This window comes from Sphaerospermopsis sp. LEGE 00249, from assembly GCF_014299995.1.
GTDB lineage: Bacteria > Cyanobacteriota > Cyanobacteriia > Cyanobacteriales > Nostocaceae > Sphaerospermopsis > Sphaerospermopsis kisseleviana.
Genome location: NZ_JACJUZ010000026.1, coordinates 1 through 17,272, shown reverse-complemented (window position 1 = coordinate 17,272; position 17,272 = coordinate 1). Strand labels below are relative to the sequence as shown.

16 protein-coding genes are annotated in these 17,272 nt (G+C 37.0%); 7 read left to right on the top strand and 9 right to left on the bottom strand.

Annotated features, from left to right (window positions below):
• Nucleotides 1-57: 57 nt before the first annotated feature.
• From yidC to H5968_RS11045, 3 genes are all read left to right on the top strand, one after another.
• On the top strand, nt 58-1,209 hold the full coding sequence (gene yidC, locus H5968_RS11055; RefSeq protein ID WP_187039993.1) for a membrane protein insertase YidC: 1,152 nt from the start codon (nt 58-60) through the stop codon (nt 1,207-1,209).
• A gap of 2 nt (nt 1,210-1,211) precedes the next feature.
• Nucleotides 1,212-1,745 (top strand): R3H domain-containing nucleic acid-binding protein, encoded by a 534-nt coding sequence (locus H5968_RS11050; RefSeq protein ID WP_187039992.1) that lies wholly within the window; start codon nt 1,212-1,214, stop codon nt 1,743-1,745.
• Nucleotides 1,746-1,988: 243 nt separating this feature from the next.
• A complete protein-coding gene (locus tag H5968_RS11045; RefSeq protein WP_187039991.1) occupies nt 1,989-2,495 on the top strand; it encodes a DUF177 domain-containing protein in 507 nt (168 codons plus the stop codon).
• 475 nt (nt 2,496-2,970) lie between these two features.
• Here H5968_RS11045 and H5968_RS11040 read toward each other — a convergent pair whose 3' ends face one another.
• Entirely contained in the window at nt 2,971-3,927 is a 957-nt protein-coding gene (locus H5968_RS11040; protein WP_187039990.1) for an NAD(P)-dependent oxidoreductase, read from the bottom strand.
• Between the two features lie 168 nt (nt 3,928-4,095).
• Between H5968_RS11040 and H5968_RS11035 the strand changes: the two genes are divergently transcribed.
• Nucleotides 4,096-5,490, top strand: a complete 1,395-nt coding sequence (locus H5968_RS11035; protein WP_187039989.1) for a serine/threonine-protein kinase — start codon at nt 4,096-4,098, stop codon at nt 5,488-5,490.
• A gap of 243 nt (nt 5,491-5,733) precedes the next feature.
• Here the strand turns inward: H5968_RS11035 and H5968_RS11030 are convergent, their stop codons facing one another.
• The 4 genes from H5968_RS11030 to H5968_RS11015 form a co-directional block, all read right to left on the bottom strand.
• Complete coding sequence (locus H5968_RS11030) at nt 5,734-5,922, bottom strand: hypothetical protein (RefSeq protein ID WP_187039988.1); 189 nt, start codon at nt 5,920-5,922, stop codon at nt 5,734-5,736.
• Between the two features lie 96 nt (nt 5,923-6,018).
• Entirely contained in the window at nt 6,019-6,246 is a 228-nt protein-coding gene (locus H5968_RS25645; RefSeq protein WP_255427109.1) for a hypothetical protein, read from the bottom strand.
• Between the two features lie 238 nt (nt 6,247-6,484).
• Complete coding sequence (gene hemE / locus H5968_RS11020; protein WP_096569179.1) at nt 6,485-7,537, bottom strand: uroporphyrinogen decarboxylase; 1,053 nt, start codon at nt 7,535-7,537, stop codon at nt 6,485-6,487.
• A 189-nt stretch (nt 7,538-7,726) separates the two neighbouring features.
• Nucleotides 7,727-8,986, bottom strand: a complete 1,260-nt coding sequence (locus H5968_RS11015; protein ID WP_255427108.1) for an ABC transporter substrate-binding protein — start codon at nt 8,984-8,986, stop codon at nt 7,727-7,729.
• 357 nt (nt 8,987-9,343) lie between these two features.
• Here H5968_RS11015 and H5968_RS11010 point away from each other — a divergent pair, with 357 nt between their 5' ends.
• A complete protein-coding gene (locus H5968_RS11010) occupies nt 9,344-10,417 on the top strand; it encodes a glycosyltransferase family 4 protein (protein ID WP_187040027.1) in 1,074 nt (357 codons plus the stop codon).
• Nucleotides 10,418-10,534: 117 nt separating this feature from the next.
• On the opposite strand, the gene H5968_RS11005 is transcribed toward H5968_RS11010, so the two are convergent.
• Nucleotides 10,535-11,269: a class I SAM-dependent methyltransferase gene (locus H5968_RS11005; protein ID WP_187039987.1), complete on the bottom strand. Its 735-nt coding sequence runs from the start codon at nt 11,267-11,269 to the stop codon at nt 10,535-10,537.
• 199 nt (nt 11,270-11,468) lie between these two features.
• Between H5968_RS11005 and H5968_RS11000 the strand changes: the two genes are divergently transcribed.
• A complete protein-coding gene (locus tag H5968_RS11000; protein ID WP_137668326.1) occupies nt 11,469-12,212 on the top strand; it encodes a bifunctional 2-polyprenyl-6-hydroxyphenol methylase/3-demethylubiquinol 3-O-methyltransferase UbiG in 744 nt (247 codons plus the stop codon).
• On the opposite strand, the gene H5968_RS10995 is transcribed toward H5968_RS11000, so the two are convergent.
• The 3 genes from H5968_RS10995 to H5968_RS10985 form a co-directional block, all read right to left on the bottom strand.
• The gene (locus tag H5968_RS10995; protein ID WP_187040026.1) at nt 12,181-13,113 is read right to left on the bottom strand and encodes an LD-carboxypeptidase; all 933 of its coding nucleotides are present in this window, start codon (nt 13,111-13,113) and stop codon (nt 12,181-12,183) included. The genes H5968_RS11000 and H5968_RS10995 overlap by 32 nt on opposite strands.
• 274 nt (nt 13,114-13,387) lie before the next feature.
• Nucleotides 13,388-14,476, bottom strand: a complete 1,089-nt coding sequence (aroC, locus tag H5968_RS10990; RefSeq protein WP_096569162.1) for a chorismate synthase — start codon at nt 14,474-14,476, stop codon at nt 13,388-13,390.
• 116 nt (nt 14,477-14,592) lie between these two features.
• Nucleotides 14,593-16,212, bottom strand: a complete 1,620-nt coding sequence (locus H5968_RS10985) for a hypothetical protein (RefSeq protein ID WP_187039986.1) — start codon at nt 16,210-16,212, stop codon at nt 14,593-14,595.
• A gap of 305 nt (nt 16,213-16,517) precedes the next feature.
• On the opposite strand from H5968_RS10985, the gene H5968_RS10980 reads away from it, so the two are divergent.
• Nucleotides 16,518-16,859 carry a hypothetical protein gene (locus tag H5968_RS10980; protein WP_187039985.1) on the top strand — a complete coding sequence of 114 codons (342 nt, stop codon included), beginning with the start codon at nt 16,518-16,520 and terminating at the stop codon, nt 16,857-16,859.
• Nucleotides 16,860-17,272 lie beyond the last annotated feature (413 nt).

The following is a 17,272-nucleotide window of genomic DNA, read 5'->3' as shown; positions in this document are numbered from 1 at the left end:
GATTTAGATAAATTAGATTCAGTTCAGTTTACAGTACCTTGGGTTGGATTTAGAATAATGGATTTTGGTATCGGGTTTCTCTCGAACAACGTAATGCTGCCAATCATAGACTTTTTCTATGGTTTTTTTCCTAGCTATGGATTGGCGATCGTTGCTTTAACATTAATCATTCGGTTTGCACTCTATCCCCTGAGTGCAGGTTCTATTCGCAGTATGCGCCGAATGCGAATAGTGCAACCTCTCATGCAAAAGCGGATGGCGGAAGTTAAAGAACGCTATAAAGACGATCCGCAAAAGCAGCAAGAGGAAATGGTGAATGTTCAGAAAGAGTTTGGCAACCCCTTAGCTGGATGTTTGCCCCTGCTGTTACAGATGCCAGTTTTACTAGCACTGTTTGCCACTTTGCGGGGTTCACCATTTGCAGGTGTGAACTACTCCGTTAACCTGCAAATTTTCCCAGCTGAACAAATAGAACGCATTCAACCCCAAGCCTTTGCAACTCCTCCCCAAAACATCTACATTGCTGATGGGGATCACACAAAAATTACCGCTATTCTTCCCGGTGGTAATAAGTTAGCGGTGGGAGAAAACACAAAGATCCAATATCAAACATTGGAGGGCAAACCCTTTGAGGCTCTGTTAGCAGAACATCCAGAAACTAAATTAACTCCTGAATGGAAAATAACCAAAGGAGAAGATAGAGTTAAAATTGATGCCGAAGGCAACATAGAAGCCTTACAACCTGGAGATGTGACAATACAAGGCACAATTCCCGGACTGGCAGCAGATAAAGGATTTCTGTTTATTGATGCTTTAGGTAGGGTAGGGGCAATAGATCCAGATGGTGTAGTTCACTGGGATATTGTCGGCATGATAGTCTTCTTTGGCATCAGCTTGTACTTTAGCCAAATGCTGTCTGGGCAAAATTCCAGTGGTGGTAATCCACAACAGGATACAGTTAATAAAATTACACCTGTGATCTTTTCGGGAATGTTTTTATTCTTCCCGCTACCTGCTGGTGTATTAATGTACATGGTAATTGGTAACGTTTTCCAAACCCTGCAAACCTACATTCTTTCCCGCGAACCTCTACCAGAGGAACTGCAAAAAATTGTAGCTATCCAAGAAAAGGAACAACAAGCGGCAACTGTAGACGTTAAAGCTTTGCCCTTTGAACCAAAAAGTTCTAAGAAAAAGGCTACAGGCTAATTATGAGTGAAATTTCTATGCAGCGTGGTGAACAATGGTTAACACAATTGCTGCAACTTACTGGAATCTCTACTAATGTTAAGGGTAATTTAGAGGCTGCTCCTACTCTGGGGGCAGTTTCTCAAGAACCTGATAGCTATTGGTTGACTATTGATGAATCGAATTTGATGCCAGAACAAATCAAAGTTTTGATTGGTGCTGGTGGTTCAGTGTTAGATGCTATGCAGTATCTAGCTAATTCGGTACTAAATTTGCATCAGCCAGAACATGAGCAGACATCTTATACCATTGAGTTGAATGGCTACCGTGTCAGACGACAAGCGGAAATAACTGCTTTAGCTAGAACTGCGGCTCAAGAAGTGCGTTTTTCTGGACGAGAAGTGGAAATTAGATCCCTCAGTTCAGCGGAACGGCGACAAGTTCACAGCTTTTTAAAGGAATTTCCTGATTTGGAAACCTTTAGCCGTGGTAAAGAACCCCATCGTAATTTGGTAGTTCGTCCTGCGACTGAACCACCAACAGATCCCGGCTATTAAAGCTAAAATCAAAGATAAGTATTCAGCTATCAGCAGTCAGCTTTTTAAAGCTTGCGCCTAAACTCCCTATTTTGATAATCTACCAATTTATCAAACATTCTTACTCCTGAACGGCAGTTGCTTTATGCCGGGTAACCCGTCCGCCGCACTGCCTCCTCCTGACCCCTGAATTCTTATATCAGCTATCAGCAATTTTGCTGATCATTAACCATAATTTTTTGTGAGGATATCTCACTCATCATAATGGACGCTATTTTTATTCCGCAGCTAACCAAAGCCCCGGAACGGACAGAGGAAATTCAAGTGAACGAGTCTCTGCCTGGACTGGAAACTTTAACCCCTGTGCGTGGAACTATCCGCGTCCAGCATCAGGGTAATTATTTAGAAGTTTCTGGTCAGGCAGAATCAATTATTACTTGTACCTGTAACCGCTGTTTGCAGCAATATAATCAACGTTTGGCTGTTAATACTAAAGAAATTATTTGGTTAGATGCTAATGCTAATCAAGTTGAAGACTTACCATTAGAAAGGGAAGTTGCTATAGAAGATTTAGTAGAAACGCTTTCACCTGATGGTTATTTTTATCCTAGTGAATGGCTGTATGAGCAAATGTGTTTAGCTATTCCTCAGCGTCAGTTGTGCGATCGCAATTGTCCGGGTATTTTAGATAATACTGCTGCTGGTGGTGAAAAGCAGGTTGATAGACGTTGGTCTGCTTTAGAAAGTTTGAAAAAACAACTTCCTGAATAATGGTCTATATAGGGGTTGCTGAGAAAGTCTTTCCGTGAGGGCATAGGAGTTAGGAGTCAGGAGTCAGGAGTCAGGAGGAGATTTGAAAATTTCTTTGCCATCTCTTGAAATCCCAAAAAATGCACACTTTTTTCGGTATACCCTTCAAAACCCTTGCACTAATTTCTGTGTTTATCAGCCTCTAACCTTTGATATATCAAGGTTTTAGGTTTATTCAGCAAACCCTATATACTTTTGCCTTGCCTTTTACAGCTATTTTCAGGTAAAAAAACCACATTTTGATTTAGGTTTCGCGTCAACAATGTAGGTGCGTTCGCGAAGCGTGCTGGAAGCATCAGCATTCGGACAATTAATTATCGGTTTTTACCTAAGACTATCATCTGAATGCTTCGCCCTTACTGTGGTCTAAAGACATGAAAACTGCTGTAAATTACTAGGCGATCGCCCTATCTCATCCTCATAACTTCTCACATATTTATTTCCCACTTTTAACGCCACTAATTTTTAACACATCCCTCATAGTTGCACAGTAATTTGGTAAATCAAAACTCGCGGGATTGATAGCATGAGAATAGGTAAAATGCCGATAATTCATACAAAATCTATCCCATGCCGCCATTTGAATCCTAAATATTTTAATAATCACATTCGCTAAACCCAAAGATAACGGAATGCGGAAATAAATCTTTTTATTCAAATATTCACAAACTTCTTCAATTGCTTGATTTACTGTTAACCCAGATTGCCCTAAAACAAATCTTCTCGGATCTCCTGCTTGTGGTGGATAATCAATTAGATATTGTATAACTGTGGCAATATCTTGACCATGAATAAAATGAAAACTACCATCAGCTTGTAAAAAACGAATGATATTAATATATTTAGTAACTTCAGGAATACCCGAAGTTAAATGAGAATAGGGTTTTTGATCATCTCCCCCTAAAACCAATGTAGGAAACACGGTAGTAATTTTTGGGAAAATTTCTAAATGTTCAATTTTATGTAAACAATCATATTTAGAACTAATATAATCTGTGCCGATTTCTCCTGCTTCTTTTAAAGGTTGATTTTCGTGATTTAAAACACTAGCAGTTGAAAAATAAATTACCTGTTGACATCTTTCTGGGTTTAACAGATTCATTAATTCTATGGTTTTGTTGACATTAACATCAAAAATGTTATCTCCACCCCAAGAAGTGGCGGTTAAAACTGCGGTATCTATAGTTTTTAGGAGGTTGGAAAAATTACTAATTTCCTGCATATCACCTTGTAAAATAGTGATTCCTGGACGTGCTTGAGCGTTAATTTGTAGTTTGTTGGGGTTTCTGACTAATAAATATAATTCGTGTTCTGTGTTTTTTATTAATGTTTCGCTGATATAATGACCGATACAGCCGCTTGCACCTGTGATTAAAATACGTTGTTTAGTCATTGATGTTGGGTTTTTGGGGATTTTTGATAACGGTGTATGATTATAGCATGATTTGAGCAGATAGATCCCCGACTTCTTAAAGAAGTCGGGAATCTGAGGTTTTGAGAGATTTTGCGTAGGTTTTAATTAATTAGGGTAAAATTATAACAGTGTGTTGGTGTTGAGTCTATGCGTCAATGTCTTAATCCTGACTGTCTTTTTTCTAATCCTGATAGTTTTCAATATTGTCAAAAGTGCGGTAATAAGTTACTGCTAAAGGAAAGATATGTACCTTTATCAATTTTAGGTCAAGGTGGTTTTGGGAGGACTTTTTTAGCTATTGATGAGGATAAACCATCAAAACCTTTTTGTGTAATTAAACAATTTTTACCCCAAGCACAGGGAACGGATAGTATTGAAAAAGCATCTCAGTTATTTGCACAGGAAGCACAACGTTTAGAGGAGTTAGGTAAACATCCGCAAATACCTGAATTAATGGCTTATTTTACTTATGATAATCGTCAATATTTAGTACAGGAATTTGTGAAAGGGGAAACTTTACAAACTGAGTTAGATAAAAATGGGGTTTTTTCTGAACAGCAAATTAAAAAGTTATTAATAGAAGTTTTGCAAATATTGGAGTTTGTTCATAGTAAACAAGTAATTCATCGAGATATTAAACCAGAAAATATTATTCTTAGTAGTGATAATAAGTTATTTTTAGTAGATTTTGGGGCAGCGAAAATAGTCAAACCACAGCAACGCACAGCGACAGGGACAATTATTGGATCTGCTGAATATTGCGCCCCTGAACAGTCAATGGGTAAACCATTATTTATTAGTGATTTATATAGTTTAGGGGTAACTTGTTTGCATTTATTAACAGGAGTTAGTCCGTTTGATTTATATAGTCCGATGGAAGGAGAATGGGTATGGAGAGATTTTTTAAATGGGAATGGGGTAAGTGATGAATTAGGAAAGATTTTGGAAAAATTAGCAAGTCCTATTGCTAAATATCGTTATCAATCTGTTAAAGACGTGATGCAGGATATCAATCCTATAAATCAACAAAATACTTCACAAATACCTATTAACCAAACATCTGTTAATATTTCTTCTCCATCTGTACCTAGTCGATATCAAAAACTAGAACAATTATTATCTACAGGTCAATGGAAAGAAGCAGATGAGGAAACAGCGCGGGTAATGTTAGCAGTAACAAACCGGGAAAAAGAAGGTTTTTTAGATACTCCAAGTATTGATAATTTTCCCTGTAATGACCTCGACACTATTGACAAATTATGGATCAAATATAGTAAGGGGCGCTTTGGTTTTTCTGTACAGAAACGGATTTATCAAAGTTTGGGGGGAACTAGAAATTATGATGAGAAAATTTGGATAGCCTTTGGTGATAGACTAGGATGGAGAAAAGAGGGAAAATGGTTATCCTACTGGTTATCCTACAAAGATATTACTTTTGATATAAAAGCACCAGAAGGCCACTTACCAGCACGGTTACGATGGAATACGGGAGGTTTAGGGAGAGGAGTTCTTTTCTCTCGCCTTGAGACTTGTGGACTGTAGAATTTAAAGATTACAGAAAAATATTAAGTCTGAATCAGGTGGTTATCGAGCGAAGTCGAGATAATAACCAGGATTAAAGGATGTACAGGATATTACCGTTAACCTACTAAAAAATAACATAGCCAAAGATCCCCGACTTCTATGATTATTAAACTGAATAAATGAAAAGATTAACAACAGAAGTCGGGGATATAACCCTACCCAAAAACCCAAACATTGACGACACAATGTTATGAATTTATATTAAAATAATGGTGGGTTTAATATACCAGCTTGTATAAGTAATTCTCGTTCCTTTAATCTATCAATACGATTGATTTGTAATAATTTTACAGTGACTCTTACTACTGCTGTTAAAGGTATAAATTCAGCACCATTTAATTGAAAATGTTCGTGCCAATTATCTTGACGTGGATTATATAATGAAGTCAATAATTTTGTTACTGGATCAATTGATCCTATATCACTACCTTAGAGCAGATGGAATGTATTTACTCATATTTATTAAATAAATTATTTATAAATTATTTATGCTTCTGTTTTTAATTTTAATAGAGCTTTAGCTTTTGCTATCCTCACCAAATGTTCTAAATATTGATATTGTTCCCAAATCATTTCTTCAGCAGCAGTCAAACCTTGAGTCCGATTTTTTTCTAATAAATTACTAATTTGAGTTTGCAATTCTTCTGAAGGACGTAAAGCAATAATTTCTGCGGATGTTGGTAATTGTGCCAAAAATTCTAACACTTCTGCCATACCTGAAAACCCTGGTTGAGAAGCAGCATTTAATTCTCTAATTCCTAATTCTAAAATCTATGGTAATTGCTGTTGAAATAATTGTAATTTACTTGCCAACTCTTCAGGAATATCTAAAGTAACTTGCATAACTTTTCCTTTAATTTGTGTTGTTGAATTTCTTCATCCGCGTTTATCCGCGTTCATCTGCGTTCCCTAAAAATTAGGTGGGTAAAAAACCCACCCAATAAACCAGAAACTAAACCAAAGCGTTGAGATTTTTGGCAGTTTCAAAGAAATGAGCGACATTTTCTTCTGGTGTTTCTGGTAATACACCATGTCCCAAATTAAGAATATGTCCCCAGTCGCCAGCTTTGCGAACAGTGTCCAAAATGCGATCGCGGATAAATTCTTTAGAACCAAATAACACACCCGGATCAAGATTACCCTGTACTTTCACGTCTTTACCCAGTCTTCTGCGTGCATCTGCCATATCCACTGTCCAGTCAATGGTGAGGATATCTGCACCAGAGGTAGCCATTCTTTCTAAAAGTCCTGCACTACCAGTCACTAACAAAATTAACGGTGTGTCAGGATGAGTTTGTTTCACCAAATCAAACACCATTTTTTGGTAAGGTAAAGCAAAGGTATCATAATCTTGGGGGCTTAATTGTCCTGCCCAAGAATCAAACATCTGCACCACTTGAGCGCCACAATCAATTTGATAGCGCACATAATCAGCAATGGACTCAGCCAACTTAGTTAATAGCTGATGCAGAATTTTTGGATCTGAGAAAGCCATGTTTTTAATGATGGAATAGGTTTTAGAACCTTTACCTTCCACTGCATAGGCTGCCAAAGTCCAAGGAGCGCCCACAAAACCCAAAACCGTTGACTTATCGCCGACTTCTTGCCGTAAAGACCCCAAAATGGTCTTAATAAACGGTAAAGCAGCTTCAGGATCTAGGGGACGCAGGTTATCAATTTGTGCTTGTGTGCGAATGGGCGAAAAAATAATCGGTCCCTTCCCTTCCGCAATATCCATGTCAATACCCATACCAGGTAAGGGGGTGACAATATCGGAAAACAAAATTACGCCGTCGGGTTGAAAAGCTTTCCAAGGTTGCAGGGAAACTTCGATCGCAACTTCAGGAATTTCTGAGCGTTCCCGAAAAGAAGGATATTTCTCCCGCAAGTCCCGATACGCTTTCATATAGCGCCCCGCTTGTCGCATCATCCATACAGGGGGACGATCTACTTTTTCACCGCGTGCAGCCCTAAGGAGGAGAGGAACTGTTGAGGAAACACCCATTTAACACTACATCCTAAGTCACTTTTATATTTCACTGTTTAGCTTATCATCCTCAGATTACGCTTGAGTCCTATCCTCCAAAAGCTCTAACACTTGCTTTACTTAACTTAATAAAACGTTAAAATTGATAATTGAGGAGTCAGGAGTCAGGAGGTAAATATTTCTCCCCAGTCCCCAATCACCAATCACCTATTTTTCTCCCCAAATCACTTCTAACCGTTCCTGAGCTTGTTTTAGAGCGGCTTCAGGGGAAGATTTACCTAGTAATGTTGCTTCAATTGCCCTACCTAAACTATCAGAAATGCGACTATAACCAGCTATTGTAGGTCGAGAACCAGCCACAGGAATTTGGTCTACAAACACTTTTAACCAAGGTCTGGATTTGAGATATTCCTGATATTCTGGACTTTGTGCAGATTTGATATTTACAGGTAAAAAACCAGTACCCATTGCCCATTCGGTTTGAAATTGTTTACTGACAACAAACTCTAAAAATTCCAAAGCCGCTTTTTGTTTTTCTGGTGTAGTTTTCATTAAATAAAAATTGCCATTACCTATGACTGTAGCCCGTACTTTATTTTCAGGAATAGGAAACACACCAAAATCAACATTAGAGTTCTTAATATACGTCCAGGGTCCAGTAATTTGCATAGCTACACGACCTTGAATAAAAGCATCTTCTTCATAACCTCTTTCCGGGGGAGAAAGAGTTGCTGAACCATCTTTAATTAAGTCTTGCCAAAATTGTAATGCTTGAATAGCATCTGGATTATTTAAGTTAGGATGGTTATTATTTAATATTTCACCACCTGCACCTAATAAAAAGGGAAACCAACTAAACACAGTCCATTCTTGCTTGCCTAAAGGTAATAAAATTCCATATTGTTCTGGACGTTGATCACCATTGCGATCAATAGTTAGTTTTTTGGCAACTTCCCTTAATTCTTGCCAGTTTTTAGGAGTTTCACTAATTCCCGCTTTTTTAAATAAATCATTTCGGTAAAAAATGCCCAGATTAGCAGTATAAAGAGGAACTGACCAGAGGTGATCATCTAATTGTAATTCCTCTATCACTTGCGGATAAATTTCCGATTTGGCGGCTGATTGATTAAACCAATCATCTAAAGGTTCAACTGCTCCTAATTCTACTAACTGTCCAGTTATTTGGGGAGAAAAATTTAAAATATCTGGAGCCGCATTACCTACCACTGCGGTTAATATTTTCGGTAATTGTTCCTCTGGTGTACCTGTGAAAATTGAGTCTACATGAATATGAGAATTTTCCTGATTAAATTGATCTACTAATTTATTGAATACATCCCGATTCACTGGCGGGTTAATTCCTTGCCATAAAGTCACATGAATGATATTATTATCTTTTTGAATATTCTGCTGACAACTAAATAGAAATAGGAAACAAGAAATCAAGATGATTACCGTTGTGAACATCCTCTGAGTGGAATTAAAAAACCGAATCCTGATAAATTTCATGTTGGTGGCTGAGAAAATTGCTGATTTATTAGGGATTTTCACTTGATCATTATATATCGTAATTTGTGATTTATATTCATTAACTCTCAAAATTTTATAGCCTAATTAAATGGCTACATATATCATGCTTGCACGCATTTAATCAAAGCCGCAATATATAAAACTCAGATTGGTAAATTAATTACCCGATGTCAAAGCAAAAATAATTAATCACTGGAGGCTGAAAAATTATCACAAAAATATAGTATTCCTATTTAATTTGTAGAGTTACTCATGTATGATGATAACTGCAATTTTTAATTGAGGATATTAATGATGAGTCAACCGACTTACAAATTATTATTTATGTCCACAGGTGTTGGTGCATTGGGTTCAGGGTTAGGTGGTGGAATAGAAGTCACCCTCCCCAATATTGTCAAAGCAATGCAGCAAAGAGGACACACAATAGATATTGTTGCACCAGCAGGTTCTCGCAGTGGTTCGTTACCTTTGATAGAAATACCCGGAAATACACAAAATGCCGCCCAAGATCAAAAGTATGATGCAGAAATTGGCATTCCCACAAATTCAGTTTTAGCAAATATGTGGAGTTATGCTTATCAAGTACAGGGAAATTATGATTTAATTTTGAATTTTAGCTATGATTGGTTGCCATTATATTTAACGCAATTTTTTCCTCGTCCAGTAGCCCATTTAATTAGTATGAGTTCTTTACTGAATGCGATGGATGATATGATTGCCAAGGTAGCAACTAAGTTTCCTCATGCTATTGGTGTTCACTCAAAAACACAAGCTGCCACTTTTCCTTGCCCTGATGAATGTGTTTGTTTGTTTAATGGATTAGACTTGTCTTTGTATCAGTTTTGTGATCAACCTGGTAATAGCTTAGGTTGGGTAGGGCGCATAGCACCAGAAAAAGGTTTAGAAGATGCGGTAGCAGCAGCAAATACTTTAGGAATGCCTCTAAAAATCTTTGGTTTGATGCAAAATGAGGAATATTGGCAGCAAGTTCGTCAAGCGTATCCCGATGCACAGATAGATTACCAAGGATTTGTCTCTACAAACGAATTACAAGCGGGACTGAGGGAATGTCAAGCTATGTTAGCTACTCCCCACTGGATAGACGCTTTCCCCACTGTAGGTTTAGAGTCTTTAGCTTGTGGAGTACCGGTGATTGCTTATAGTCGGGGCGGTTTAGTGGAAATAGTGGAAGATGGCAAAACTGGGTTTTTGGTTGAGCCAGATAGTGTACAAGGTTTAATAGATGCTGTTAAACGGGTACACACTATTGATCGTCAAAATTGTCGCCAGCAAGCAGAGAGTTTATATTCTTTGGCAGCAATGGGCGCTCGTGTAGAACAATGGTTTGAGAAGATTTTGCACAGATAAGAAAAAATCAATAGTTTGCTTATTCCTTATCTGTTTTTACTGAACATGATATGACAGCAAAATATTCAAAATCTTTTGGGGTAAGCATCTTGCTTACCTCCAATTATTTTATGATACTTAGCGTAAACGTTGAGCTTCTGCACCAAAATTCGGATTTTCAATTACATGATTGGGTTGACTCCATTGAGAGTTTTTTGGTGTAATTAAGGAAAAGCAATCACACAAAATATCGCCACACCAATTAACTATTTCTTGGTGAAAACATTGTAAGCCAGCCTCTTGGGAGTATTGCTCAAATAGTTTAGCACTCATGCTTTCTGCTCGCCAATGAATGTTTTCTACCTCTAGCTTTCCAGTAGCGGGATTGAGATAATTGCCCAAGTTAGAATGATGGATAAATCCTACACCATTGGGTTTAAGTTTCAGGGCTATCTGTTGTAAATAGGATTTAATGACATCTTTTTCCACATGGACTAAGGAATCAAAACTAAAAATGAAATCAATAGATTCATCTTCAATCATGGTTAATGATTTTCCATCATTGACATGATATGTAATGTGAGAACAATCTGCAAAGCGTTCTTGACAAGCGGCAATACACTTTTCAGTTAAATCTACGATAATTAAATCTTGACAATAATCCTTTAAATATTGTGTCCAACGTCCAAAACCAGGAGCTATTTCTAATATTGTTGTTCCTGTTTTTGTCTCAGGAATAAAGGTTTTAATTCGCGGATGTATAGTTCCAAAAAAACAGTTATCTGTTCCACCCCATGAACTCGACCATTCATTACCCTGTTGAGTCCAATCGTAATTAGACCATTTATTTAAGTTTTCCTGAACACTAGGCATTTTGATCTCCTATCAATGAAAATATGTTAAAAATACAAAGGTACAGCACTTAGGCTAGAGTGTGTACTTAGAATCATACAGTAGTTTAGGTCAATTTCCGATATAATTATGAAATTGATGAAATTGATGTGCTTTTAGGCATAATATCAAAGATTACCCATGATTTAGCTAAATTATTGTATTCAGCAGGTAGAAAAATATGATCACACCACCTATTCCATCTTTTTTAAATAGCTTTTGGGAAGATGCTTTTAGTTTAAAGCAACATCTTCAGGAATTTTTAAGTTTGGATGAGCAAACATTAGAAAGTAAATTAGCTGCTGGTCAAAAAGAAATGGCTGAGTTAGGCCATAAAGATTTTGACTGGGAAAAAGCTACAGCTTTCTATCAGGATCAGGTAAAAAATGAGTATCTTTTTGAGCTTGGAGCATGGCATTTAAACAGTCATGATTATATTGGTAATACTTTACTATTAATTGCCAAATATGCCCAAGGTAGGGTATTAGATTTTGGTGGGGGAATTGGTACTCATGCTATTGGTGCTGCACTTTCGCCAAATGTTAAAGAGGTGTTTTATTTTGATATTAATCCGATTAATTGCGAGTTTGTCGAATATCGAGCTAAACAATTAGGGTTAGACAAAAAAATAATTTTGTGTCAAGAAATGCCTAGTTCAGAAATGTTTGATACTATTGTTTGTTTTGATGTTTTAGAGCATTTACCAGATCCTATTCAGCAATTACTTACATTCCATCAGTCTTTAGATGATGCAGGAAAAATCATTATGAATTGGTATTTCTTTAAAGGTTTTAATCAAGAATATCCTTTTCACCATGATGAACCAGAATTGCTAGATAGGTTTTTTCAGACATTACAAACTAAATTTGTAGAAGTTTTTCATCCTTATTTAATTACTGCTCGTTGTTATCGCAAATGGAGTTAATTTCATGGACAATTTCTAATATTCCCTGATCTGCATCTAATGTTGCTTGTACCCCCACAGGTAAAGCTGCATTAGGGCTATCATGACCAAAGGGTAAATCAGAAACAATGGGAATATTGAGATCAGATAAGCGATCGCCCAAAACCTCCTCTATACTCAAACTAGGTATATTAGGAGGTGCGTCACACTTGGTAAAGCCTCCCAAAGCAATACCGCGAACTTTGGATAGCATACCACTTAACCGCCATTGAGTTAACATCCGATCAATTCGATAGGGTGGTTCTGTCACATCTTCAAAAGCCAATATTACACCATCTAGATCCGGTAATAGCGGTGTACCTAAAAGATGAGTTGCTACTGTGAGATTACCAGGAAGTAGCACCCCTGTCACCGTACCACCACCCCAACCATTACCCTTTAAAGGTGCGATCGCTCGACCTGCTAAAATATCAAATAACCGTTTTATTGACCATTCTGGCTCATTTACCAGGGTAGTGAGTACGGGACCATGCACACCGGAAATACCAGCCTTATAGAGACTCCAAAGCAGGGCTGTGATATCAGAAAAACCGATCAACCATTTAGGATCTGCTGTTTTTTGTTCCCAGTTCCAATCTTCCAAAATGCGGGTACTCCCAAAACCACCCCTAGCGCAGATAATACCGCGACATTCGGGATCATGCCATGCGGCGGCTAGTTGTTGACGACGGTGATCATCAGTACCGGCAAGATAACCATGTCTACTTTCTATGCGATCGCTAACTTGGATATTGTAACCGTGCGCTTTCCAAATTTCCAGACTTTGTTCAAAAGCTGCAAATTCTCGTAAAGCACCACTAGGGGCAATAACGCGCAATAAATCACCTGGTTTCAGAGGAGAAGGTAAGATGATGGGAGGCATGAATTTTAATTTATAACTAACCGCAAAGTACGCAAAGTTCACAAAGAAAGAACTCAAGCAAAAAATTTTTATTCAGTATTCATCTCAATTAAGATATCATACAGGACTAACTAAAAATTCCTCTTCTAACCTCTTTCCTTTGCGTTCTTTGTGTCCTTTGCGGTTTGTTTTCTTCTATTTCCTACAAATGAACCACTAAGACAAGAAGGAAGGGAAGAAAAGAGAGTTTGAGAGAGATTTTCAGTTATTTGGTAAGTTCTGAATTTGAAAATCTCTACAATAACTTACACTGTCCATGATGCCTTAAAAGATGATCGCATAAAACCAAAGCTACCATCGCATCAACCATAGGAACAGCACGGGGTAACACACAAGGATCATGTCTTCCCTTTCCTGCTAAAACCGTTTCTTCTCCTTCTTTAGTGACGGTTTTTTGTTCTTTTCTAATAGTTGCGGTTGGTTTGAAAGCAACTCGTAAAATAATATTTTCGCCGTTGGAAATTCCTCCTTGAATACCTCCAGAACGGTTCGTTAATGTTCTAATTTCTCCGTTTTCATCAATATAAAATTCGTCGTTATGTTCAAACCCTGTTAATAATGTTCCGTCAAAACCTGAACCAATTTCAAAACCTTTACTTGCAGGTAGTGACATTACCGCTTTTGCTAAGTCTGCTTCTAATTTATCAAAAACTGGTTCTCCTAAACCTTTGGGAACATTCCGCACCACACATTCAACTAAACCACCAATAGAGTTACCATCTCTACCTGTTTTTTCAATTAACTCTATCATTTGGTTGGCAATTTCCCCATCGGGACAACGGACAATGTTACTTTCTACATCTTCCAAGGTGACGGTGTTTGTATCAACATTTCCTTCTAAGTCTTTGATGCGTTTAACGTAAGCGATAATTTCCACACCTGCAACTTGACGGAGAATTTTTTTAGCGATCGCACCAGCAGCTACCCTACCTATAGTCTCACGCGCTGACGACCTTCCGCCACCTTGCCAATTTCTAAACCCATATTTTGCGTCATAGGTAGCATCTGCATGGGAAGGACGGTATTTTTGCGCCATCTCATCGTAATCTTGGGAACGGGTATCTTTATTCCGTACTAAGATAGCGATCGGTGTTCCCAGGGTTTTACCTTCAAATGTCCCTGATAATATCTCACAGGTGTCCGCTTCTTTGCGGGGTGTTGTGATTTTACTTTGTCCTGGCCGTCTTCTGTCTAGTTCAAATTGAATTTCTTCCGGGGAAATTTCCAGTCGTGGGGGACAACCATCAATTATAACACCCACACCGCCGCCGTGAGATTCGCCAAATGTCGTGATTCGGAAAAGATGACCAAATGTGCTACCCATGTTGTTGAGGAAATACAGTCTGAATTATGTATTTTACATGGAGTTGGGGATTTTTGACGCTATGTTGATTATGTAGACCACAGATTTTTGAGTATACCATCTTATTCTACTGTTATTCAAAAAGGAACATTATCCGAATTTAAATGCTGCGGTATGGGCTTACTTAACGAAATAGTTTTAGAACAGTTGTAGCTACAATAACCACATTTCTCACATCTTAAACATCCACACTTTGGACAATTCTGATGTTTACCAATAACCAAAGGTCTAAATCCACACTTTCTTTTAGACTTCCTTGTTTTCCATATAAAACCACCACAGTAAACCAAAATTGTTGTTTTAGTGTCTGATTCTGAACGTTGACCTTTCAACCATTCTTTACCAATGAACGTAAAAATTTTAAAATCAGTTAATTTTGAGATTGCTTTTGATATTTTTATTTCTTTATCTCGATTATTCCAAAGAGTGTGTAATGTTTCGCAAAAATCTTTGATAATATTCAAGGGGTCATATATTTTCAGTGGGTGTTCTTTAGATGAGGTTGTGCATATAATTTCTAAATATTTTTGAGGGTTGTAATCCGAACCTTGATAGGAAAGGATTGATAAAAAATGCCTCAATATAGACAAAAATAAGTATGGTAAAGTTATTCTTGCTGGTGGAAGTTCAATTAAACCTTTAATAAATTCTACCTGCCATTTAGGTAAATTATCAATCCAATACTGTGGTAATGGACGTTTTGCAGCTATGAATACAGGTAAAAAATTTTGAGCGACAAATGACATATCTTCCCAACTTGGAATATCATGCTCTTTTAAATTTTGTAATTCTGTTAAAATTTGATACTGCTGCTGATAAAAACGATCATCATAGTCAAATACCCAAGGTGGCAAATATCTATTTATATCCTTCTCTCTAGGCATATCTATCTTAATGAATCTGTCACTAAATATTTCTTCTATTTTTATGAGTTGAGTTTTATCAAAAGAACCTAATATCTTAGGATTATCAGCATCGTTTCGCAGGTAAGGTGATAAAACACCAACAATTTTGACATCATGATCACGAAATTCTTTAAAAGAGGGTACACAAAATTCTGAGTAAGAATCTGAATTATAAGATTTACGGCTATTTTTTACATCAATTAACTCTGTTGAGTTTAATTTGATGTCTCCCTTTTTCCAGTCTTGACTTTGTTGAGTTACTTGATGAATTGAAATATCCTCTACTTCATAACCCAATTTTTGATAAAATTGCATGACTAACTTCTCAGCACCCCGCGCTGAAATCATTTTTTCAGATTTAAATTCGTTATCAATTACATTTGAATCCCACTTTATTATTAACACATTTTCTAATTCGTTCAGTTTATATAATTCATGCCGACTATCCGAAATATCTGCTGCATAAGGATATTCACTATCCTGAAAACGAGAAATAATCTCCAGTATTTTTTTGAAACGTTCTCGTATAATTGTTAGTTTTCGTTCTATTGGTGCAATTTCCCAAAGAAAATTATTATATTCTAGATTTTTGCTTAAATATTCAACCTTATTCCAATAAACTTGACGTTCATTATCGTTTAGTTGTAGCAATCTGCTAATTAACTCATTGACTAATTGTTGTTGCAAGGATTCTTCTACTATGTCAATATATTGATTGAAAAAATCAATGTAACTTATATAATCATATTGTATATGGTTAAAATATGAACGTATTTGAGAAGAAGCTAACAAGAGATTTGGGGCATTTCTGAATATTTCATAAGTAAAAATGAGGATTCCAGATAAACACCTATGAAAATTGTTTAAAATTCAACCTTTAAACAGCCAAAAGGTAATCCTTTATACCATTAATTCCTACCTTCCTGAAACTTCTGAAAATCATCATCCTGAAAATCCTTTAATCCTGGAAATCCTGATATGGCTTACGCCACGCTACGCTATCAGACAAAAAAAGCTTGTTGTACTAATGTAACAATACTCACAATATCAATATACTGTGTGCTAAATTATAACCAAACTTGTAGACTAAAATAATCATGAGCCTCTTACTCAGAATTATCGGCTTTGGTTTGCTGATATTAGGTATCTACTTTGTTGGACAAAACATCATCTTCACAACTAATGTTTACCCTTACTGGTGGAGGGGAATAGCAGCAGACACATCCATACTTGCACTAACTATAGGAGTGATGATCTTAATTTTCTTCCCCAGAGGAATGAAAGAACTAGGCTGGATACCCATAGTTATAGGAATTATTCTTGTATTTATGAGTAGTCGAGCTATCCTTAATCCTACCAGCCTCTGGCAATTTTTTCTCTCATTAATTCTCATGTCAGGTGGCTATAAAATGTTCATCACCGGACGTTTACCTGTGTAAAAAACATCCAGTAAAAACAAATTACTTCTATCTCATCGTTAGAGTATCTAAATTTTTTTACCTAACCGCAAAGTACGCAAAGTACACAAAGGCAAGAAGTTTGAGAGATTTTACCTACAGCAGTTTTCATGTATTTGTACCACACCCTTCTTGTTTTCTTCCTTTCTTCCTTTGCGTCTTTGCGTGAGATTTAAAAATGTGGTTTATTTACCTGAAAATCGTTGTAAATCATCACAAATATCAAATCCTGTACATCCTTAAATCCTGGATATCCTGATTCTGACAAAAAAATACCCCCCATTTCTGGAGGGTATTTTCTTATTTAACTAAGCTTATTAAACCCAGTTTCAGATTAACCGTTGATTGCAGGAGCAGTCAAAGCAACAGGAGCAACTTCACCAGCAGCTAAGTCT

Bases quoted from the DNA above. Each gene is read 5' to 3' on its own strand.
- yidC (WP_187039993.1), top strand. From the start codon at position 58: ATGGATTTTGGTATCGGGTTTCTCTCGAACAACGTAATGCTGCCAATC.
- H5968_RS11050 (WP_187039992.1), top strand. From the start codon at position 1,212: ATGAGTGAAATTTCTATGCAGCGTGGTGAACAATGGTTAACACAATTG.
- H5968_RS11045 (WP_187039991.1), top strand. From the start codon at position 1,989: ATGGACGCTATTTTTATTCCGCAGCTAACCAAAGCCCCGGAACGGACA.
- H5968_RS11040 (WP_187039990.1), bottom strand. From the start codon at position 3,927: ATGACTAAACAACGTATTTTAATCACAGGTGCAAGCGGCTGTATCGGT.
- H5968_RS11035 (WP_187039989.1), top strand. From the start codon at position 4,096: ATGCGTCAATGTCTTAATCCTGACTGTCTTTTTTCTAATCCTGATAGT.
- H5968_RS25645 (WP_255427109.1), bottom strand. From the start codon at position 6,246: ATGGCAGAAGTGTTAGAATTTTTGGCACAATTACCAACATCCGCAGAA.
- hemE (WP_096569179.1), bottom strand. From the start codon at position 7,537: ATGGGTGTTTCCTCAACAGTTCCTCTCCTCCTTAGGGCTGCACGCGGT.
- H5968_RS11015 (WP_255427108.1), bottom strand. From the start codon at position 8,986: ATGTTCACAACGGTAATCATCTTGATTTCTTGTTTCCTATTTCTATTT.
- H5968_RS11010 (WP_187040027.1), top strand. From the start codon at position 9,344: ATGAGTCAACCGACTTACAAATTATTATTTATGTCCACAGGTGTTGGT.
- H5968_RS11005 (WP_187039987.1), bottom strand. From the start codon at position 11,269: ATGCCTAGTGTTCAGGAAAACTTAAATAAATGGTCTAATTACGATTGG.
- H5968_RS11000 (WP_137668326.1), top strand. From the start codon at position 11,469: ATGATCACACCACCTATTCCATCTTTTTTAAATAGCTTTTGGGAAGAT.
- H5968_RS10995 (WP_187040026.1), bottom strand. From the start codon at position 13,113: ATGCCTCCCATCATCTTACCTTCTCCTCTGAAACCAGGTGATTTATTG.
- aroC (WP_096569162.1), bottom strand. From the start codon at position 14,476: ATGGGTAGCACATTTGGTCATCTTTTCCGAATCACGACATTTGGCGAA.
- H5968_RS10980 (WP_187039985.1), top strand. From the start codon at position 16,518: ATGAGCCTCTTACTCAGAATTATCGGCTTTGGTTTGCTGATATTAGGT.